18 protein-coding genes are annotated in these 19,446 nt (G+C 63.7%); 11 read left to right on the top strand and 7 right to left on the bottom strand.

The genetic code is table 11. The features are described from left to right. Positions 1 to 120: 120 nt before the first annotated feature. The 3 genes from G3N59_RS10435 (at position 121) to G3N59_RS10425 (ending at position 4,454) form a co-directional block, all read left to right on the top strand. Positions 121 to 2,490, top strand: coding sequence for a TonB-dependent receptor (locus tag G3N59_RS10435; RefSeq protein ID WP_205982503.1), 2,370 nt, complete (start codon positions 121 to 123; stop codon positions 2,488 to 2,490). 44 nt (positions 2,491 to 2,534) lie between these two features. Continuing rightward, positions 2,535 to 4,019 carry a PepSY domain-containing protein gene (locus tag G3N59_RS10430; RefSeq protein ID WP_205982502.1) on the top strand — a complete coding sequence of 495 codons (1,485 nt, stop codon included), beginning with the start codon at positions 2,535 to 2,537 and terminating at the stop codon, positions 4,017 to 4,019. Between the two features lie 108 nt (positions 4,020 to 4,127). After that, the gene (locus tag G3N59_RS10425) at positions 4,128 to 4,454 is read left to right on the top strand and encodes a hypothetical protein (RefSeq protein WP_241023330.1); all 327 of its coding nucleotides are present in this window, start codon (positions 4,128 to 4,130) and stop codon (positions 4,452 to 4,454) included. A 27-nt stretch (positions 4,455 to 4,481) separates the two neighbouring features. Here G3N59_RS10425 and G3N59_RS10420 read toward each other — a convergent pair whose 3' ends face one another. Together G3N59_RS10420 and G3N59_RS10415 are read right to left on the bottom strand one after the other, a co-directional pair. Beyond that, complete coding sequence (locus tag G3N59_RS10420) at positions 4,482 to 5,192, bottom strand: SDR family NAD(P)-dependent oxidoreductase (protein WP_205982500.1); 711 nt, start codon at positions 5,190 to 5,192, stop codon at positions 4,482 to 4,484. A 148-nt stretch (positions 5,193 to 5,340) separates the two neighbouring features. Beyond that, positions 5,341 to 6,249, bottom strand: a complete 909-nt coding sequence (locus tag G3N59_RS10415) for a sterol desaturase family protein (protein WP_205982499.1) — start codon at positions 6,247 to 6,249, stop codon at positions 5,341 to 5,343. Between the two features lie 352 nt (positions 6,250 to 6,601). Here G3N59_RS10415 and G3N59_RS10410 point away from each other — a divergent pair, with 352 nt between their 5' ends. The 5 genes from G3N59_RS10410 (at position 6,602) to G3N59_RS10390 (ending at position 11,142) form a co-directional block, all read left to right on the top strand. Then, the gene (locus G3N59_RS10410) at positions 6,602 to 7,597 is read left to right on the top strand and encodes a hypothetical protein (protein WP_205982498.1); all 996 of its coding nucleotides are present in this window, start codon (positions 6,602 to 6,604) and stop codon (positions 7,595 to 7,597) included. Positions 7,598 to 7,672: 75 nt separating this feature from the next. Continuing rightward, positions 7,673 to 7,981, top strand: coding sequence for an EF-hand domain-containing protein (locus G3N59_RS10405; RefSeq protein ID WP_205982497.1), 309 nt, complete (start codon positions 7,673 to 7,675; stop codon positions 7,979 to 7,981). A gap of 89 nt (positions 7,982 to 8,070) precedes the next feature. After that, positions 8,071 to 8,784 carry a response regulator gene (locus tag G3N59_RS10400; RefSeq protein ID WP_205982496.1) on the top strand — a complete coding sequence of 238 codons (714 nt, stop codon included), beginning with the start codon at positions 8,071 to 8,073 and terminating at the stop codon, positions 8,782 to 8,784. Then, a complete protein-coding gene (locus tag G3N59_RS10395) occupies positions 8,784 to 10,202 on the top strand; it encodes an ATP-binding protein (RefSeq protein ID WP_205982495.1) in 1,419 nt (472 codons plus the stop codon). The genes G3N59_RS10400 and G3N59_RS10395 overlap by 1 nt, the downstream gene beginning before the upstream one ends. A 178-nt stretch (positions 10,203 to 10,380) precedes the next feature. Continuing rightward, on the top strand, positions 10,381 to 11,142 hold the full coding sequence (locus tag G3N59_RS10390; RefSeq protein ID WP_205982494.1) for a DUF4410 domain-containing protein: 762 nt from the start codon (positions 10,381 to 10,383) through the stop codon (positions 11,140 to 11,142). A 66-nt stretch (positions 11,143 to 11,208) separates the two neighbouring features. On the opposite strand, the gene dld is transcribed toward G3N59_RS10390, so the two are convergent. From dld to G3N59_RS10375, 3 genes are all read right to left on the bottom strand, one after another. Continuing rightward, a complete protein-coding gene (gene dld / locus G3N59_RS10385; protein ID WP_205982493.1) occupies positions 11,209 to 12,957 on the bottom strand; it encodes a D-lactate dehydrogenase in 1,749 nt (582 codons plus the stop codon). Between the two features lie 126 nt (positions 12,958 to 13,083). Then, positions 13,084 to 13,983, bottom strand: coding sequence for a LysR family transcriptional regulator (locus G3N59_RS10380; protein ID WP_205982492.1), 900 nt, complete (start codon positions 13,981 to 13,983; stop codon positions 13,084 to 13,086). 132 nt (positions 13,984 to 14,115) lie between these two features. Then, positions 14,116 to 15,606, bottom strand: a complete 1,491-nt coding sequence (locus G3N59_RS10375) for a GntP family permease (protein WP_205982491.1) — start codon at positions 15,604 to 15,606, stop codon at positions 14,116 to 14,118. Between the two features lie 241 nt (positions 15,607 to 15,847). Here G3N59_RS10375 and G3N59_RS10370 point away from each other — a divergent pair, with 241 nt between their 5' ends. Continuing rightward, on the top strand, positions 15,848 to 16,237 hold the full coding sequence (locus G3N59_RS10370) for a DUF488 family protein (protein ID WP_205982490.1): 390 nt from the start codon (positions 15,848 to 15,850) through the stop codon (positions 16,235 to 16,237). A 27-nt stretch (positions 16,238 to 16,264) separates the two neighbouring features. On the opposite strand, the gene G3N59_RS10365 is transcribed toward G3N59_RS10370, so the two are convergent. Next, positions 16,265 to 17,587 carry a TIGR00366 family protein gene (locus G3N59_RS10365; protein WP_205982489.1) on the bottom strand — a complete coding sequence of 441 codons (1,323 nt, stop codon included), beginning with the start codon at positions 17,585 to 17,587 and terminating at the stop codon, positions 16,265 to 16,267. Between the two features lie 320 nt (positions 17,588 to 17,907). On the opposite strand from G3N59_RS10365, the gene G3N59_RS10360 reads away from it, so the two are divergent. Both G3N59_RS10360 and G3N59_RS10355 read left to right on the top strand, forming a co-directional pair. Continuing rightward, positions 17,908 to 18,597 (top strand): SH3 domain-containing protein, encoded by a 690-nt coding sequence (locus tag G3N59_RS10360; RefSeq protein ID WP_205982488.1) that lies wholly within the window; start codon positions 17,908 to 17,910, stop codon positions 18,595 to 18,597. 30 nt (positions 18,598 to 18,627) lie between these two features. Then, positions 18,628 to 19,071, top strand: coding sequence for a hypothetical protein (locus G3N59_RS10355; RefSeq protein WP_205982487.1), 444 nt, complete (start codon positions 18,628 to 18,630; stop codon positions 19,069 to 19,071). Positions 19,072 to 19,078: 7 nt separating this feature from the next. Here G3N59_RS10355 and G3N59_RS10350 read toward each other — a convergent pair whose 3' ends face one another. Further along, a complete protein-coding gene (locus G3N59_RS10350) occupies positions 19,079 to 19,291 on the bottom strand; it encodes a hypothetical protein (protein ID WP_205982486.1) in 213 nt (70 codons plus the stop codon). Positions 19,292 to 19,446: the final 155 nt, after the last annotated feature.

Below are 19,446 nucleotides of genomic sequence, written 5' to 3'. Positions count from 1 at the left end.
CGCTCGGGCATCGGCCATGCATCGGCTCGACGCAGATAAAGACGCGCGCTGCACACACGCAATGGCTCGCCTGGAAGCGCCATCCGCGGCCGCACGTCTATTGCTCTGGGGAAACCTCACATGTTCACGCCCGCCTCGCGCGGCGCGCGGTTGCTTTCGCACGTCCGTATCTTGCGCACGCCCTTGTGCCTGCTCGCACCTTTCGCGGCTGCCGCCGCTGCTGCTTTCGCCACCGCATCGGCCCACGCCGCCGACGCCGATACCACCAGCGCGACCACGCTGCCCACGGTCACGATCAGCGCTTCAGGCACGGCCTCGCGCGGCGCGGCCACGTCCGCTGTCGATCCAAATCTGCCCGCCACGGTCGAAACCGTCACGCCCGAGCAGTTCAACAACTGGAACGTCGTCAATACCGAAGACGTGCTCAAGTACATGCCGAATCTGGCGGTGCGCAAACGCTTTGTCGGCGACCTGAATTCGATCATTGCCGTGCGCGGCACGAGCAATACGCAAAGCGCGCGCGGCCTCGTGTATTCGGATGGTTTGCTGCTGTCCAATCTGCTCGGTAACAGCTATGCGTTTCCGCCGCGCTGGTCGATGGTGTTTCCCGACCAGATCCAGCAGGTCGATGTCATTTACGGACCGTATTCGGCGCTTTATCCGGGCAATTCGCTGGGCGCGACGGTATTGATTACCACGCGCATGCCCTCGAAATTCGAGGCCAACGCCGATGTGAAAGCGTTCACGCAGCACTTCAGCCTTTACGGCGTGAACCAGAATTTCAACGGCAGCGAAATGAGTGCGTCGATTGGCGATCGCATCGGCAAGTTCTCCTGGCTGCTGGGCGTGAATCATCTGGAGAATACGAGCCAGCCGTTGCAGTTCGCTACGCTCGCGCAATCGAGCACGCCAGCGACGGCGAGCGACACGCCCGTGCACGGCGCGTACTTCTACAAGAACCAGACCAATACGCCGACTGTCGTGCTAGGCGTGAACGGCGAAGGCATCGAGCACACGGTACAGGACCAGTTCAAGCTGCGCACGCAATACGATTTCACGCCTACCGTGCAGGGCGGATTCACGCTCGGTTACTGGCATCAGACCTATAGTAGCCAGACGTCGACGTTTCTCTACGACGATAACGGCAATCCCGTTTATAGCGGCAAGGTCAATATCGGCGGGTACGAGTACACGATTCCCGCTTCTGCGATGGCGCCCAGCCGCGGTCAGAGCGAGAACTGGCTGTATGGTCTGAATCTGCGCACGCACCAGGCGACCGGCTGGAACGCGGAGGCACTTGCTTCGTACTACGACGTAAGCAACAGCGTCGCGCGTACGGCCAGTTCGGGCGGAACCGGCAACGGCGCGGGCACGATGACGCTCGGCGACGGCACCGGCTGGAAAACGCTCGACCTCAAGACCACGTGGACGCCCGCGCGACCCGATGCGGGCCTGGGCGCGCATTGGCTGACGTTCGGCTATCACTACGACAATTACTTCGTCGATAACCGTACCTACAACACGCTCGCATGGCGCGACGGTCCGGCGGGGAGTTTCGCCAACGCGTTCGCCGGCAAAACGCAAACGCAGGCCGTCTACGCGCAGGACGCGTGGCGCTTTCTGCCGCGCTGGAAACTGGTCTATGGCGTGCGTTACGAAGACTGGCGCGCGTATGACGGTTATCAGTCGCTGGGCGCTTCGACGGTGCCGTATGCGGGCGTGAGCGATCAGCACTTCTCGCCGAAAGCCTCGCTCTCTTTCGATGTCACCGACGATCTCACGCTGCGCGCCTCGATTGCGCGCGCCTATCGTTTCCCGACTGTGGGCGAATTGTTCCAGGGGCAAATCAACGGATCGTCGATCGTCAATAACAATCCCAATCTGAAAGCCGAAGACGATCTGTCGAAAGAACTCACTGCCGAATGGGCGCACTGGAATGGTCTGTTCCGCTTCACGCTGTTTCAGGACGACGTGAAGAACACCATCTTCAGTCAGACCGATACCACCGTGATTCCGAACGTCACCAACTTCCAGAACATCGGCAAGGTGCGTTCGCGCGGCGTGGAAACGAGCTATCAAGGCCAGGACGTGGTACTGCATGGGCTCGATTTTTCGGCCAGCGTTGCGTACACGCAGTCGAAAATCCTCGAGAACGCGCAGAACCCGGCGAGCGTCGGCAAATACTTTTATCGCATTCCGTTGTGGCGCGTAAATGCCGTCGCGACGTATCGATTCGATGCCCATAGCGCGCTGACGCTGGCCGCCCGTTATTCGGGCCGTCAATACAACACGCTCACGAATACCGATACCAACCCGGACGTTTTCGGCGGCACCAGCAGCTACACGGTCGCCGATGTGAAGTACACGTATCGGCCGACGAAGAAGAGTGAGATTGGTGTAGGCATCGACAATATTTTCGACGCGCGCTACTTCGTCTATCACCCCTATCCGGGCCGCACTTTCTATGTCGAAGCGAAGATCGGCATATGAGCGATTGCTCGCATTCGCCACATCGATCACAACAGGAACCCATCATGTCCGCTACGCTGCCTGCTTCCGGCACGCGCACTGCGCGCGCTGCCGGTGCCGTTCACCCTGGCTATCGCACGCTATGGCGCTGGCATTTTTATGCCGGCCTTTTCGTCATGCCGTTTTTGATCGTGCTGGCGATCACCGGCACGATCTACTGCTTTCAGCCGCAAATCGAGCCGCTGCTTTATCCGCATCGTCTGGTGGTGACACCGGCCGATTCTCCGCGTCTGCCTGCCGATACGCTGCTTGATAAAGCCCGCACAGCGCTGCCGCCCGAGGCAAAACCCATACGCGCGCATATCGAAGCCAGTCCTGCGCGCAGCGCGGAATTCGTTTTTGCGCTTGCCAATGGTCGCAAGGAAAGCGTCTATGTGAATCCGTATAGCGGCGACGTGCTCGGCACGCTCGATGTCGATAGCCGCTTCATGCAGGTGGATCGCATGCTGCATCGCAAGTTGCTGCTCGGCAAACCTGGCGAATTGTTGATGGAACTGGCCGCGTGCTGGACGCTGGTGATGATCGGCACGGGCATCGCGCTCTGGTGGCCGCGTGTTGCGACCGACGGTAAACGGACTTCGCTGCGCAGTGCGCTTTGGCCGCGTTTCAGTACGAAAGGCAGACCGTGGTGGAAGAGTCTGCATAGCGTGATCGGCATCTGGCTCGCGGTGGGCGCGCTGGCGTTTGTCGTGAGCGGTCTGCCGTGGACGGGATCGTGGGGCAAACAGTTCAAGGCGCTGGCGACACGCGTGAATGTCGGCGCACCGCGAGGCGCATGGGGCGGCGGTTTGCCGTTGAAATCCACGTTGCCTGGCGCGTCTTCCCAGACGGATCACGCCGAACACGCGGGCCACGATATGTCCTCGATGCCCGGCATGGTGATGGACGATCTGCCCTTGCCTAACGTGCCGTGGGCCGTAGGCGCGGTCAAGGTGCCGCAATCGCCCGATACAGCGGCGCAGGAGAACACGCGTTTTACGCTCGATCAGGTCGTCGCGCTCATGCGCGATTCCGGCGTGGCCAGCGGCTACGATGTCGCGCTGCCCGCCACGCCCTCGGCCGTCTACACCGTGTCGTATTTTCCCGCGGACCCGCAGAAAGAGCGCACCGTCTATATCGATCAATACAGCGGGAAGGTGCTCAAGGATATCCATTACGCCGATTACGGCGCGGTTTCGCAGGTCATTTCGTACGGCACATCGCTGCATATGGGCCGCTATTTTGGCCTTGCGAACCAGATCGTCTGCACGGTCATTTCACTCGGCCTGGCCGCGCTTGCGGTGACGGGTTTCGTGATGTGGTGGCTGCGCCGTCCTTCGCGCACGGTGGGCGCACCGTCGCGCGAACGCGCTGCGCCGCCGATGCGTGCATGGAAGATCGGCCTGGCCCTGCTGGCCGTGATTTTCCCGCTAATGGGCGCAACGATTCTGGCCGTTCTGCTGCTCGACTGGCTGGCTTTCGGTCGCTCGCGCAATCTTTCGTCTTCCTGACGAATCATCCGCAGATTACTGGCGTGCGTGCCAGTAATCTGCGGACACAATTGCCCGTGAACCTGTGCCCTCTCCGCGATGCCAAAGCAGTATCGAGGGGAGACCACTGTGTACCGTTTCATCTGCGTAATTGGAGCAATCGGCGCGGCCGCTGCACTCGCAGGATGTGCAGTCGCGCCCTATCCAGGCTACCCGGGCTATTACGACGCTGGCTATGGCTATTCGTATCCGTACGCCTACGGTTATCCGTATGGGTACGGCTATTACCCCGATTATTACTACGGGCCGAGTTTCGGCGTGGCCTGGTGGGGCGGCGGATGCTGTTACGGCGGACGCGGCTGGCATGGCGGCCACGGCGGCTGGCATGGAGGCGGTCATGGCGGCGGCACCTGGCAAAGCGGCGGTGGCCATGGCAGCGGCGGGCACGGACACTAGGCCCGCACGAGCGCCATCACACTCCGATCAAACGCGCCCGTTCACCGCAATCGCAGCGCCCGTCACCGCGCGCGCATCCGACGAAATCAGAAACGCAATCACCGCGGCGATTTCATCGGACTGAACCCAGCGGGTGAAATCGGCGTCGGGCATATCGGCGCGATTTTGCGGCGTGTCGATAATACTCGGCAGGACCGCATTGACCGTCACGCCCTTATCCTTGAGTTCTTCGGCCAGCGCCTCGGTCAGGCGCGCTACGCCAGCCTTCGACGCCGCATACGCGCCCATCCCCATGCCCGCCTTCTGCCCCGCGCCCGCCCCGATATTGACGATGCGGCCCGCGCCGCGCGCGAGCAACGCCGGCAGCGCAGCCTTCGACGCATTCAGCGCGGTCTTCACGTTCAGATCGAACATCAGATCCCAGGTGCCTGCATCGCCATCGGCGATCGTTTCCCAGCGGAACGCGCCCGCGATATTGACCAGCGCGTCGAGTCCGCCCAGCGCCTCAGCGGCTCTGGCCAGCGCCGCTGAGGCGGCCTGAGCGTCCACCAGATCGACGCCGCCCAGGCACACGGCGTCCTTGAGTGCGGCCGGCAGCGCGTTGGCGCCAGGCGCCGCGCCTCGGCCGATCAGCGCCACGCGTGCGCCGCGCGCCGCCAGAAACTGCGCCGTCGCCAGTCCAAGGCTGCCGAAGCCGCCGGTGATCGCCACCGTCTTGCCGTTCACTGAGTTATCCATTCTGATTGCCTGCTTTCTGCGAAAAAGTCGCCCGCATAAAGGACGACGGGTTCGAAAACGTTGCAGCGGCCCAAAGCCGCTGCGGGCCGCCACGTTAACCGAGCCGGCCGTTTGCGGCAACCGTGCTCGCGCATTTCATCGACGTCATTCAAGCATCCGTGCGCACCGTCGCGAGACTGCGTTTGCGCAGCTCCTCGGTGGTTTCGCCCTTGCCGTCCGCGCTCCAGCCCGGCGGCAGGATCACATGACGCACAGCGGTCCACAGATTGGGCGCCGCCGCGATATCGCGAACGAGACTCACCCAATGCTCGAATTCGACGACTAGCGGATTGCGCGAACGCGTCGGCGTAACGAGGCCGTAGCGGCAAGGCTCATCGGCGCGCTCGGCCACATAGGTGCCAAACAGGCGATCGAACACGATCAGTACGCCGCCGTAATTCGCATCGAGGTAATCGACATTCGACGCATGATGCACGCGATGCGCGGAAGGCGTATTGAACACGTACTCCAGCCAGCCGAGTCTGGGAATCCACGTGTTATGCAGCCAGAACTGATAAAGCAGATTGAACGAGAGAATCGCGAGCACGACTTCGGGACGCACGCCCAGCCACACCAGCGGCGCGAAAAACATCACGGGGCCCGTGAGTTTGCCGGTCCAGCCAAGCCGATACGCCGACGAAAGCGTCAATTGATTCGGCGAATGATGAACGGCATGCGTGGCCCAGAAAAAGCGCATGCGGTGCGAAGCGCGGTGATACCAGTAATAGCAGAATTCCTGGCCGATAAAGACAAAGAACGCCAGCGTGAAGTTATCGATCGAGAGCATGAAAAGCCGATGTTCCCACGCGAAATGAAAGATCGGCGCGGCGATTGAAATGGGCAGGAGCGCGAACAGTTTTCGTCCGGCGAGATCGGCGAGCGAAATCCAGACTTCGGACCAGTCGAATGCGGCATCGCCTGCGCGGCGCTTGCGGAAGGTGAGCCAGGCCGCTTCGATCAGCGAAGCGGTAACGATAAGCAGCGTGACGTAATACGCGAGTTTTCCAGTGGTGAGCATGATGACGATGTGCGAATGAGCGCGGGGTGAAAGAGGACGCGGGTTCGAATCGTGTGTGGTCGTCGCGTCGGATGAACGCACTGTAGAGGCGCACTGCGCGAAACACCACGCGCGAATTATGTCGTCGTGTGTCATGCGGGAAATGGCCCGGCAAGCGGCCGCTTCGCCTTGCCCCGTGCGGGTTGGCGATGCCGGCAAAAGCCGCGGCGAGATGTAACACCGCGACATGGTTTTGCACGCGACTTGCGGCGGGCACCGCCCTATAGTTCGTTCCGCTGACACGCCGGAACGCCCGAAACGTGTCCTGAAACGAACCGCCCCGCTCTCACCGCTGCAATCGCAAGGATCTCTGATGAAACCGCTCACCCTCGTCGCCGCCACGTTTATTGCGCTTGCCAGCGCCCCCGCTTTCGCAGGCTGGTCTGGCCACGGCACCGCTTATACGCCGCACGGCACCTATAACGCTGCGCATGCGGGTTCGTGCAGCGGCGGAAGTTGCCAGCATGCGGGCGGCGTGGTCGGTCCTTGGGGCGGCGTCGCCACCAACACGGGCAACGTCACCCGCACCGCGCCGGGGCAGTTCTCGAATAGCGGCACGGCGGTCGGCCCGAACGGACGTTCGGTCCAGCATGCGGGCGATACGAGCTGCGCGGGCGGCACCTGCTCGCACACCGGCACGATGACCGGCGAAGATGGCCGCAGCGCCTCGACTTCGGGCAGCGTGACGCGCACGGCGCCCGGCCAGTATTCGTCGACGGGCACGGTCACGGCGGCCAACGGCAACAGCGTGAGCCACAACGCCTCGACGAACTGCGCAGGCTCGACCTGTTCGCGCGCCGGCACGGTTACGGGGACGGATGGCGGCACGTACACGCATTCGGGCAGCGCGACCCGCGTTGCACCCGGCGTGGTGACGACTTCGGGCGGCAGCACGGTCGTGCATGGCACGACGGTCGTGGCCGGCGGCACTACTGGCGGTACGACGGTCGTGACAGGCGGCAGCACGGTGGCAGTCGGCGCTACCGTTGCCGTCGCGCCTGTTCCCGCTCCGGTGCCGGCGCCCGTGATCGTCACGCCTGCGCCGCCGCCCGCGAACACGGCGGTCTATGTCACGCCCGCGCCGAAAGCCGTCTACGTGCCGCCGCCCCCGCCGAAAACGGTCTACGTCGCAGCGGCACCGAAGGTTGTCTACGTCGCCCCGCCGCCGCCTAAAGTCGTGTACGTCGGCCGTCCGCTGCCGCGTGCCGTCTATATCGCCCCGCGCCCCGTGTATGCCGCGCCGCGCGCCGCGATCTGGGTGCCGGGCCACTGGGCGGGCGCCGTGTGGGTCCCCGCGCACTGGGCCTGATGTATTTGCCGATGCCTTTATCCGATTTCCCCTGACCGGCCGGCACGCTATGTCGGCCACCCTACGGAGCACACCATGAAGAAGATGATCGTCCCCCTGATTTTGTGTATCGTTTCAGCAGCGGCTGCGGCGCAAGGCTTACCGGCGGCGCCCGCTGCCGCGCCCGCCACGAACGAGCGCATGGCCCGCGCGCTCTCGCAGTTGCAGACCCGCTTTGCGCAGGCCAACACCACGCACGACGGCAAGCTCACGCGCGAACAGGCGCAGGCGGGCATGCCGATGGTGGCGCAGCATTTCGACGCCATCGACACACAGCACGCTGGATTCGTTACGCTCGCGCAGATCGAAGACTTCATGCGCGCACGCGCCGCCGCGAGCCGATGACCGCGGCACGCGCAAACCCTGGTGCGGATGGCGCGCCTTTGACGGCGCATCATTCGCACCATCCGCATCGACTACCGCCGGAGGCGGCCATGGAGCAGGCAAACCGCATCATCGTGCTGGACGACGAAGCCGAGCTGCGCAACATGCTGCAACGCTTCCTGAGCGGCCACGGCTTCGAGGTGCGCGCCGTCGCGGACGGCAAGCGCCTCGACCGCATGCTACAGCGCGAGCCCTACGACCTGCTCGTGCTCGATCTGATGATGGAGCCCGAGGACGGCCTGAGCGTGTGCCGCCGCCTGCGCGCCGAAGGCCACACCTTGCCGATCCTCATGCTCACCGCAAAAGGCGATGCGGCGGACAAGGTGATCGGCCTCGAAACCGGCGCCGACGACTATCTCGCCAAACCCTTTCTGCCCGACGAACTGGTTGCGCGCGTGAAAGCCTTGCTGCGCCGCCAGAAAATGGCCGCGGGCGACCCGACGGTGACCTCGCAGCGGCTGCGTTTCGGCGATTTCGTCTTCGATGTCGGCCAGCAGACGCTCATGCGCGACGGCGTGCCCATCGACGTGCATTCCGCGCAGATGTTGCTGCTGCACGCGCTCGGCTCATCGCCCAATCGCGCCGTGAGCCGCGAAAACCTGCTCGCGCGCGCACGCGGACGCGATCACAACGCGCTCGATCGCAGCGTCGATGTGCAGATTCTGCGGCTGCGCCAGATCGTCGAGGAAGATCCGGCCAAGCCGCGTTTCATCAAGACCGTCTGGGGCATCGGCTATATGCTGGTGGCCGGCGTCGATTCCTGATGGGCGCGCCTGTGTCGACCGCGCGAAGCTCGTCCGGCACGCCGCGCTCCTGGCTGCCGCGCTCGCTGCTCTCGCGCAATATCGCGCTGCTGGTGGCGCTCGTCGCGCTCACGCAGGTCTGTTCGCTCAGCGCGCTGCTGCATTTCGTGCAGCGCCCGCGCATCGACCGCGCGTCGATCATTTTTTCCGACTACGTGAAGGTGCTCGACGGCATGCTGGTGGCGATGCCGCCCGCCGAAAGCCGCGCCGCCGCCGCGCGACTGCATGCGCAAAACGCGGCGCCCGCGTCGAGCGTGGTCGCGCCCGCCATCAATCCGCTGCGTTTCTTCCGTAGCTGGCAGCGCGATGTTTTCCTGGACGCGCTGCGCCGCCATTTGCCTGCCGATATGCCGGTGCGCTGGGAAATCGCCGACTCCGACCGCGACGACGAAGCGCGTCTGTGGATACGCGTGCACACCGCAGACGCGCCGGTCTGGATCGCCCTGCCGATGACCGCCGACGCCCAGGCCAGCGGCATCACCACGGCCATCTTGCTGTCGATCGGCCTCGCGCTGCTCGCGGCGCTCACGGGCTGGCTGATCCAGATGCACCTGAACCGTCCGCTCGCCGATCTCGCGCATGCCGCGCGCGGCGTGAGTGCAGGCGACACGCCCGCGCCGCTGCCCACCGACGGCCCCACCGAAATCGCCGAAGTCAGCCGCGCCTTCAACCAGATGACCGCCGCGCTGCGCGAGGCCGAAGCCACGCGCGCGCTGATGCTCGCGGGCGTGTCGCACGACATCCGCACGCCGCTGACCAAGCTGCGCCTTGCCATCGCAATGGCGCTGCCGCGCGGCACCAACGACGCGCTGGTGGCGTCATCCGAAGGCTATCTGGATACCATCGACACGATTCTTCAGCAGTTTATGGACTACGCGGGCAGCGGCGAACGCGAAGCGCCGCAACAAGGCGATCTCAACGCGCTTGCAGGCCAGCTCGTTGCCGATTTTGCCGGGCTCGGACACGAGTTCGACTTCGAGGAAGGCCCATTGCCGATGTTTGCTTTCCGGCCCGTGGCCGTCATGCGCCTGCTGATGAATCTGATGCAGAACGCGGTCGTCTATGGAAAGGCGGGTTTGCTCATTCGCACGTGGCAGGAAGACGGCTTCGCCTGGGTGGCCGTGTGCGATCGCGGCAACGGTATTCGCGCCGCCGAACTCGAACGCCTCAAATCGCCGTTCAGCCGCGGCAGCAACGCGCGCGGACATTCGGGCGGCACCGGACTCGGGCTCGCAATCGTCGAACGAATCGCGCGTCAGCAAGGAGGTTCGCTAACCTTCCTCGATCGCGATGGCGGCGGCCTGGAAGCCCGCGTGAAGCTCGCGCTCAACCCTCCCCCATTTCCGCCCGCCTTACCCGGCGCGACCCCGCGCACGTGACATAGATCGACATAATTGCTGCGTGGCATAAGCGCGCAGTTGCTCCCATACTTGCGCCTGTGCTGAGCGACGCACGCAGCCGAAAGGCGCAGCGACCTGCCAGCTTTCATGAACCCGCTTCGATAGTTCGGCATCCTGATTGATGCGCTCGTGTCGAAGACCCCTCAGGCGATTCGACATGTCCACGATCTTCACCGCTTTCATCAACCAGACCAAACGACTCGCAGGCGCAGCGCTGCTCGCAGGTTCGCTGTTTGCTTCGGGCTGCGCATCGGCGGCCAACACCTTGCAGGCCGCTGGCCCGCTGCCGCAGGTTCAGGCCGATGTCATCTATGTTTCCGCGTTCGAAATCTCGCCGGATCTGGTCAAGCTCGATAGCGGCATGGCGCAAAAGCTCAAGGCGATGGCCAGCGGCGAATCGTCGGCGCAACAGCAGCAGCAAGCGGCGCTGGCCGCACGCGAAAAGCTCGCCGACGACATCGTCGCGCAGCTGCAGAAGCAGGGTCTGCCCGCCCTGCGCGTGGACGGCCCGGTTCCCGCAGGCCGTGCCGCCATCGTCGTGGAAGGCCGTATCGATACGATCGATGCGGGCAGCCGTCGCCGCCGTATGTTGATCGGTCTGGGCGCGGGCAAGAGCGAAGTGGGCGCGACGATTGCCGTGTCGTATCTGCCGGCCAACGGCGCGCCGCAAACGCTCGTCACCTTCGAAGCCGATGCAAACAGCGGCCATATGCCCGGCGTCGCCGAAACGGCAGGCGTGGGTGCCGCAGCGGGCCATGTGGCGATGTCGGCGGCAGCAGGCGCGGGCGTGCATGGCGCATCGGAAGCGAAGAACGACACGATTTCCTCCGATGCCGGCAAGCTCGCCCGATCCATCGCCAGACAGCTTGCGCAAGCGGCTCAGCAAAACGGCTGGGTGCCGGTGAGCAAGGCCGGCTGATTCCAGCCGGACGCTGGCGAATCAATCAAAAAGGCGGTGCATTGTGGATGCACCGCCTTTTTCGTTTTATTGCGCGCGCTCTTTGTAATGCGCGAACTTCGAAGTCTGTCCGATACCCGGATTAAAGCAGTTACACGGATCGAGTTTTTCGTAGAACGACTTCAATTCAGGCTTCGCGTGATAAAGATGGCCGACGTTGTGCTCGGCGGGATATTCGGCGCCACGCGCGTCCAGCAGCTTCCACATCTCGTGCTCCAGCGCGAGGCAATCGTGGCCTTTGCGCACGATATAGTCCTGATGAAACACATGGCAGAGGAAGTGCCCGTAATACAGCTTGATGGCGATCGGGCGTTCGACGGCATCGGGCAGCGTTTCGAACCAGTCGCGGTCGTTGCGGCGCAGCGCAATATCGAGCGCGACAATATCCTCGACTTCATCGCCATGCACGGCGCGATATCGCACGGCCGCGCCCGCTGCCGCGAAGCGATGCAGAAACGCCTTGCTGCCCTCTTGCGCCGTGCATTCGAAGAAAGCGCCGCTCGCCTGTCCGAAATAGCGCGTGAGGTATGCGCGCGTTTCGTCCACCGTATCGGCGGAAACTTTCAGCATCAGATGATGTTCGTAGCGCTGCCGATAATCCTTGAGTCGCGCGGGCAGATGGCCCGGAAACAATTGGCTCACGGCCTGCATCACGCGGTCGGTCAGATGCGCGGGCAGGAAAGAAAAACGCTCGAAAAAGGCATCGAAACGGCTTTTCAGCGCAAACAGCCCCGGCAGACGTTGGGTGCCCAAGTGCTGGATCAGCAGGAACATATCCTTGCCGTAACGCTCGGCGATATCGAAAGCGTCTCGATGCAGATATTCGCCCGCAATCGGCAGATTCGACAGTTCGCCTAGCAGATAGCGGCGCACGTCGGTGAGTTCGGCGGTTGAATTCGTGCCGATATAAAACACCTTCGCGCCTTGCTCGATCGGAAACGTATCGAGCCGCACCGCGAATACCATCACTTTGCCCGCGGAGCCGGACGCTTCGTGCAAGCGCAGCGGATCGGCGTTGTAGCGTGCGGGCGTGGCGGCGTCCACGTCGCGCACGTGTTCGGCGTAATGGCGGTCCGAGGCCGCGCCCGCGTCGTGGCGGATATCGGCTTCAGGGAGGTCGCCGCGATCGAGGCGCGCGAGAATCTGCTCGGGCGTGTCGCCGAGTTCAATACCCAAATGATTGACGAGGCTGAGCATGCCTTGCGCATCGACCTGCGCGTAGATCGTCATTTCCGTATAAGCCGGCCCGCGCCGCACCAGCGCGCCGCCCGAGTTATTGCAGATGCCGCCCACCACCGAAGCGCCAATGCACGAAGAACCGATCACCGAATGCGGCTCGCGGCCCAGCGGCTTGAGCGTCTGCTCCAGTTGATCGAGCGTCGCACCGGGCAGACACACGACCTGTTTGCCTTCGTCGATCACATAGACCGTACGCATGCGCGTCATGCTGACGATCACCACGTCGCGGTCGTAATCGTTACCATCGGGCGTGGAACCGCCGGTCAAGCCCGTATTCGAGGCCTGCGAGATCACAACCGCGTTCGCCGTCACGCAGGCCTGCAAGACCTGCCATTGCTCGACCAGCGAGCCGGGCCGCACGACTGCCGCCACCTTGCCTTCGCCAAACCGGAAGCCCTTGCGGTAACGGCGCGTCGCTTCGTCGCCGGTCAGCACGAAACGATCACCGACGATAGCTTGCAGCGAGGCGACGAGCGACGCTCGCCCAACACCGGGCGTCGTGCTGGACGAGACGGGGCGTTGAGGAATGGTGGACATGCGAACGACTCCAGATGGAAAGCGGATGCGAATCAAACTAGGATAATTTGTCGCAGCAACGCCCGTCCAATACTGTGTTTGCGCCGATCAAGACGAAAAAGATATCAATCGGCACGGGCCCGCCGATCACTCGCGCTGCGCGTGTCGAGCCGTATCGCGCAGGATACGCACGAAGTTCTGCACGGTAGGCGCGCGCTCGCGTGGCCGGTGCACCAGCGCGATGGTCGTATGCAGCGAGCCGCCCTTGAGCGCGTGATAGGTAACGCCCTTGGCCTGAATCTGCCGCATCGAAGACGGAATCAGCGTGACGCCAAAGCCCGCGGCCGCCATATTGACCGTCGACGAAATCTGCGGCGACTCCATGCTGATGACCGGATTGAAACCCGACGTGCGGCACGCACTGATGATCGAATCGTAAAGATCCGGGCCGATCGGGCGCGGAAAGAGAATCAGCGGATCGCCCGCGAGATCGGCGAGATCGAGACTGCGCCGGCGCGCCAGCCGATGGCGCGGCGGCAGCACGGCCAGTACGTCTTCTTCGACTAGCGGCTGCGTTTCCAGGCCGCGGCAATCGAGCGGCAGGCGCACGAAGGCGGCATCCACGCGGGCTTCGCTCACGCGTTCGAGCAGCACCGAGCTATTGCTCTCTTCGCAGCCGATTGCTACGCCCGGATACGCGCTGCGAAAGCGCTGAAGCAATGTGGCCACGAGCGGATGAAACACCGTCGATCCCGCGAAACCCAGATTCAGGCGGCCGGTTTCTCCGCGCCCGGCATTTTGCGCTTCGGCCAGCGCGAGATCGGCGTCTTCGACGATGCGCAGCGCGCGTTCGCGAAAGAGTCTGCCGGTGCCGGTTAGCTCGACATGCCGCGAATGACGCACGAAAAGCCGCGTGCCGATCTCCTTTTCGAGCTTGAGTATCTGCTGGCTCAAAGGCGGTTGCGCAATGCCGAGCACGCGCGCGGCCTCGCTGAAATGCAGATGCTCCGCAACGGCGAGAAAATAGCGTAGCTGGCGCAGTTCCATATGTTTTTCGTCTTGATGCGCGTGTGATCGATGCGCGCAGTGTGGACCGGATCGACGCGCACGTCTATCGGCCGAATGGCGAACATACCGCTCTACAAGACGCAAAAGCGCAGTGGCTTGCGCCCGGGCGCGTCAGAAGCTGCCGAACACCGAACCCAGCACGATCACCACCGCGAGCGCGAGTATCGCGCCCAGAATGCTCACCACCACGAGGTCGCGATAACTCTCGCGATGGGTCGATCCGCACACGGCCAGCAGCGTCACCACCGCGCCGTTGTGCGGCAGGCTGTCGAGCGTGCCGGACGACATCACGGCCACGCGATGCAGCAGCGCCGGGTCGATATGATGCTGCGCGGCCAGTTGCATATAAGTGCCGCCGAGCGCATCGAGCGCAATCGTGAGACCGCCCGAAGCCGAACCCGTGAGGCCCGCGAGCAGATTGGTCGCCACCGCAAGCGAAACCAGCGGCCCGCCGCCGATGCCGAGCACCCAGTCGCGCACCGCCTCGAACGCCGGCAGCGCGGCGATCACTGCGCCATAACCCACCAGACTGCCGACGCTGAGCACCGGCAATACCGCTGCGTTCGCGCCCGCATCGACGCTTTCGCGCAGCGCGCCCAGCCGTGCCCGATTGAGCGCGATCAGCACGACGATGCCCAGCGTCAGCGCCACCGAAACGCCCCAGACGCCGGACACCGCATGCAGCGTCGTCGCGCCCCAGATCGGCTCGGCGAGATACGAGGCGTCGATGCGCGGGAACACCACCACGTTCATCACGAAGTTCATCGCCACCACGACCGCGAGCGGCGCGAGCGCGACCCACGCGGGCGGCGGCCCGGCATCGGCGCGGGCGTGCGCGCCGCTGTCGATTTCGGCGGGGTCGAAGGTCTGCGCGACGCTCGCGCGTTCGCGCACGAGCGGGGATTTGCTGCGCGTATCGTCGTCGGCGCCGCCGCCTGCGGGTTCGACGAAGCCTTCGCCGTTGCGTCGCGCCGCCGCGGCCGCGCGGCCGAGCCACCAGAGGCCGAAGCCCGCCATCACGATCGTCGCGACGATGCCCAGGCCCGGCGCGGCGAACGGTGTGGTGCCGAAGAACGGCATCGGAATCGCGTTTTGCAGCGCAGGCGTGCCGGGCAGCGCGGACATCGTGAAAGTAGCGGTGCCGAGCATGATGGTTGCGGGCATCAGGCGGCGCGGGATATCGGCGGAACGGAACAGCGCCTGCGCCATCGGCGCGAGGACGAAAAAGGCCACGAACAGGCTCACGCCGCCATAGGTTACGAGCGCGCCGCCCAGCACCACGGCGGCGAGCGCGTGGCGCGTGCCGAGGCGATCGATCATGAACTGCGCGACGGCATCCACCGATCCGCTGTCCTCCATCAGCTTGCCGAATAGCGAGCCAAGCAGAAAAAGCGGGAAGAACTGCGCGAGAAAACGGCCCGTGCTGGGCATGAAGGTCTGGGTCCAGTGCGCGAGCACCGGCTGGCCGGAGATCGCAGCGGCCAGCATTGCGCAAAGCGGCGCGAGCAGCAGCACGCTCCAGCCCCGGTACGCCAGCCAGATCAGCAGCGCGAGGCTCGCCAGCATGCCCGTGAGACCGAGTGCCAGTGCGCTTGCGCTCATCGATCGGCCCCGTACGGCAACGATGCGAGGCGGATGGCGCAAGACGTCGTGTCGCGTTCGGCGGGCATGGCGGCTCCGTGGTGGGCGGTGCGGGCGTGGCAGTCGAGTGACAATCGCGTAGCAAGAACCAGCCGCGAGATTACAGGAAAACCCGGATACGGCTCGCACAAGTGTCATTCGGGCGTCTGCTAGACTGGAAGCGCATTTTTCGCTTCAACTTTCAGCAAAGGGAATCGACGAAATGAGCGCAGCGAAGATCGCGCTACAGCGCGTCTATGAAGCGCTGCCGGAAGGCAGAGAACATCGCTTTCTGGTGGATCGGCTGTGGCCGCGCGGCATCAGCAAGGAGCGGCTTGCGGGCGTGACATGGGCGAAGGAAGCGGCGCCCAGCACCGCGCTGCGCCAGTGGTTTCACGCCAATCAGAACGATCCGGCGCATTGGGACGAATTCGAGCGGCGCTATCTGGCCGAGCTCGCAGCGAATCACGACGCGTGGGCACCGCTCGCCGAAGCCGCGCACGCTGGCCCGATCGTGCTGCTCTACGGCTCGCACGACGCCGAACACAATCACGCCATCGTATTGCGCGACTTCCTGCTGAAACACTTGCCGAAAAAGCGGCGCCACGCATAGCGCCGCTTTGTCACGCAAACGCGCCGGTCAGAACAGATACATCCCGGCGACGAACACCACGCCCGAAAACAGCAGCGTAGTCACGCAATACCCCATGATGTCGCGCACGCCCAGGCCCGCGATCGCCAGCGCGGGCAGCGCCCAGAACGGCTGCGCCATATTGGTCCACGCCTCGCCGTAAGCAATCGCCATCGCCGATTTGCCGAGGTCGACGCCCAGCGCCTGCGCCGCCGGCATCACGAACGGGCCCTGCACGACCCAGTGGCCGCCGCCCGAAGGCACCGCGAAGTTGATCAGCGCCGAACTCAGGAACGCGAGCAGCGGAAACGTGTGCACGTTGGCGATATCGACGAACCATTTCGTGATGACGCCCGCGAGGCCGGAGTGGTCCATCAGCGCCTGAATGCCGGCGTAGAACGGAAACTGGATCATGATGCCCGACGCGCCGCGGGCCGCACCCGCGACGGCGCGCGCATAGGCCATCGGCGTCTTGTGCAGCACGAGGCCGGCGGCGAGGAACACCAGATTCACGGTGTCGATATCGAGCGCGAAGCCCTTCTCGTGAAAACGCACGCCGAGAAACACCACGCACAACGCGGCCACCAGCAGCGACAGCGCGCGGCTTTCCTCGATGCGCTCGGCAAACGTGGCGTCGGGGCCGAGCTGGCGCTCGACCGTGGGCGGATCTTCGAGCAGCGCGGGATCGACCGAAACGACGTCCTCGGGCTTGGGCATCATCAGGCGCACGAGGATCGGCAACAACACGATCAGGCCGATCGTGATGAAGGCGTTATAGCCCGTGAAAATGGTGTGCGAGACGGGAATCAGGCCGATGGTCTTTTCCATCGGATTGCCCTTGGTGGCCGCCACCAGCGGCACCGAACCCGACAAGCCGCCGTGCCACGTCAGAAAGCCCATATATGCGGCCGCGACCAGCAGCCGGTAATCCGTGCCGCGCACGCGGCGCGCCACTTCGCGCGAGAACATCGCGCCGAGCACGAGGCCAAAGCCCCAGTTGATCGCACAGGCCACCGCGCCCACGAAAGCCACCAGCATCACGCCCTGACCGGGCGTGCGCGCACAGCTTGCGAGCGCAACCAATAGCCGCTTGACCGGCGCGGAGCTGGCCAGCGCGTGGCCGGTCACGAGGATCAGCACCATCTGCATCGCAAACGCGAGCAGATTCCAGAAACCCGAACCCCACATCATGATGAGCGCTTCGGGCGGTTGCGGCGTCAAGGCGAACGCCAGCACGAAGGTCACAACGGTGAGAAGAATGGCAAAAATGAGCGGGTCCGGCAAAAACCGGTGCACCACGCCTGTGAAAAATCCCGAAATGCGTTGAATCACTTGTCTGCTCCTGGTCTTTCTGACTTTCTGATAATTCTGTTTCGCTTTGTTGCTTCGATTTTCTGCTTCGATTCCGGCGACGCACGCACGATGTAACGTGCATGGGCCGAGCCGCGATTCTTGCACAAGGCGTTTTTTTGCGTGTGACACGCAGCAATTCGCACGACTCCTTCCAGATCCCGAAATATTGCGTGCCCTGCCGCAATGCGACGAAATACGCCGTAACATGCGCAGCCGCGGCGAAAAATCCATATCTGCTACCTTACTGGCTGATATCGCAATAAAAATTCAACGGGCAGTTCAACCTCGGAGAAACCGCGATGCGCAAACAGCTCGTGGGTGCGGTGCTTGCCGGTCTGGTCGCGGTCGTCGCGGCGCCGGCACACGCACAAAGCCAGGCGTTCACCAGTACCACCGTCAATCTCTACGCCGGGCCTGCCGGCGACTATCCCGTCGTGGCGCAGGTGCCGGGCGGCGTCTCGCTTGCCGTGATGGGTTGCGTCTCCGGCTATAGCTGGTGCGACGTCAGCCTGCCCGGCCTGCGTGGCTGGGTTTATGGCGGCTATCTCTCGTATCCGTATCAGGGTGCGCGCGTACCGCTGATGAATTACGGCGCGACCATCGGCCTGCCGATCCTCACGTTCTCGCTGGGTGCGTACTGGGGCAGTTATTACCGCGATCGGCCGTGGTATGGCAATCAGGCGCGCTGGAATCGTCATCCGGGACCGCGCCCCGGACCGCCGCCCGGCGTGCGGCCGCCTTCACATGGCGCACGGCCGCCGGGCCATGGGAATCGGCCGGGAATGGGAAATGGGCATGGAAATGGCCACGGGAACGGGCATGGCAACGGCAATGCCAATCGGCCGCCGAATAACGGCGCCCGGCCGCCGGGCAACAATGGCGCGCGGCCACCGGGTCAGGGCGGCGGCAGGCCTCCCGGCGGTGGTGGTGGCGGCGGCGGTGGAAATCGGCCTCCAGGCGGCGGAGGCGGCGGCCGCCCCGGAAACTGAGCGGTCAAACCTTGGCTATCGCGCGTGACGATGGAGTTCCACGTCACGCGCGCAAATCATCTCGATGCAGCGATACGTTTTATCGCATCGGACTTAATCTGCATGACTAACGAATTCGAGCCAAAAAAGCCGCATCGAAATGCGGCTTTTTATCGATCAGTGCGCGCGATGGCAGACACGCACAGCATGATGACCGTGGTGTTCGATGTGACACACTTCGTGATGACCCGGTGCCGCAACGGCAACCAGCGGTGCGGCCAGCGCGGCGCAAAGCATCAGGGCGGACAGACGGGCGAACGGCTTGACAACAGCTTTCATGGACAGATTCTCGAGCGATACAAAGGTGGATCGAAATGCGAGCCGGAACTGTATCGCAGAGTGCGCGCGCTTTCGTTACCAATTTATTACCGGTTTGTAACGAGCGTAGCGCTGGATGTCATGCGCTTGACAAGGCCGTATAGGCGCCCTCGCTGAAATCAGCTTACGCGCTGCCTTGAACGGGCCCGTCGTGCGTGAGCCGCTGCAGTAATTCCTGACCGCGTCTTGTCAGGCGAGGCGCGTAGCCGCTTTCGTCTTCGTCCATTTCGACGAGCTGGTAGCGCGCAAGCGCCATGAAATCGGCATCGAGTGTCTGGAGCGGCGCGTTAGCGTCGCGAATCAGCAGCAGTGCCGCCAGTTCGTGATGACTGAGCATCGCATTTCTCCTGTTAAAAACTCACCGTGCCAATCAGCATAGCGGGCAAAACGTACAGTTTCGCTACAGTCGTGTTTCACTGCGTTACCGCTCGTTTTTTGCGCTGACGGGAATAATGTATTGCGCCCAAAGACAAATATCGGATTCCTGATTAT

It is taken from the genome of Paraburkholderia sp. Ac-20340, from assembly GCF_017104965.1.
Lineage (GTDB): Bacteria > Pseudomonadota > Gammaproteobacteria > Burkholderiales > Burkholderiaceae > Paraburkholderia.
The sequence above is the reverse complement of the archived record's forward strand: the minus strand, read 5'-3'. Positions and strand labels throughout refer to the sequence as shown.

Bases quoted from the DNA above. Each gene is read 5' to 3' on its own strand.
- G3N59_RS10435 (WP_205982503.1), top strand. From the start codon at position 121: ATGTTCACGCCCGCCTCGCGCGGCGCGCGGTTGCTTTCGCACGTCCGT.
- G3N59_RS10430 (WP_205982502.1), top strand. From the start codon at position 2,535: ATGTCCGCTACGCTGCCTGCTTCCGGCACGCGCACTGCGCGCGCTGCC.
- G3N59_RS10420 (WP_205982500.1), bottom strand. From the start codon at position 5,192: ATGGATAACTCAGTGAACGGCAAGACGGTGGCGATCACCGGCGGCTTC.
- G3N59_RS10415 (WP_205982499.1), bottom strand. From the start codon at position 6,249: ATGCTCACCACTGGAAAACTCGCGTATTACGTCACGCTGCTTATCGTT.
- G3N59_RS10410 (WP_205982498.1), top strand. From the start codon at position 6,602: ATGAAACCGCTCACCCTCGTCGCCGCCACGTTTATTGCGCTTGCCAGC.
- G3N59_RS10405 (WP_205982497.1), top strand. From the start codon at position 7,673: ATGAAGAAGATGATCGTCCCCCTGATTTTGTGTATCGTTTCAGCAGCG.
- G3N59_RS10400 (WP_205982496.1), top strand. From the start codon at position 8,071: ATGGAGCAGGCAAACCGCATCATCGTGCTGGACGACGAAGCCGAGCTG.
- G3N59_RS10395 (WP_205982495.1), top strand. From the start codon at position 8,784: ATGGGCGCGCCTGTGTCGACCGCGCGAAGCTCGTCCGGCACGCCGCGC.
- G3N59_RS10390 (WP_205982494.1), top strand. From the start codon at position 10,381: ATGTCCACGATCTTCACCGCTTTCATCAACCAGACCAAACGACTCGCA.
- dld (WP_205982493.1), bottom strand. From the start codon at position 12,957: ATGTCCACCATTCCTCAACGCCCCGTCTCGTCCAGCACGACGCCCGGT.
- G3N59_RS10380 (WP_205982492.1), bottom strand. From the start codon at position 13,983: ATGGAACTGCGCCAGCTACGCTATTTTCTCGCCGTTGCGGAGCATCTG.
- G3N59_RS10375 (WP_205982491.1), bottom strand. From the start codon at position 15,606: ATGAGCGCAAGCGCACTGGCACTCGGTCTCACGGGCATGCTGGCGAGC.
- G3N59_RS10370 (WP_205982490.1), top strand. From the start codon at position 15,848: ATGAGCGCAGCGAAGATCGCGCTACAGCGCGTCTATGAAGCGCTGCCG.
- G3N59_RS10360 (WP_205982488.1), top strand. From the start codon at position 17,908: ATGCGCAAACAGCTCGTGGGTGCGGTGCTTGCCGGTCTGGTCGCGGTC.
- G3N59_RS10355 (WP_205982487.1), top strand. From the start codon at position 18,628: ATGGAGTTCCACGTCACGCGCGCAAATCATCTCGATGCAGCGATACGT.
- G3N59_RS10350 (WP_205982486.1), bottom strand. From the start codon at position 19,291: ATGCTCAGTCATCACGAACTGGCGGCACTGCTGCTGATTCGCGACGCT.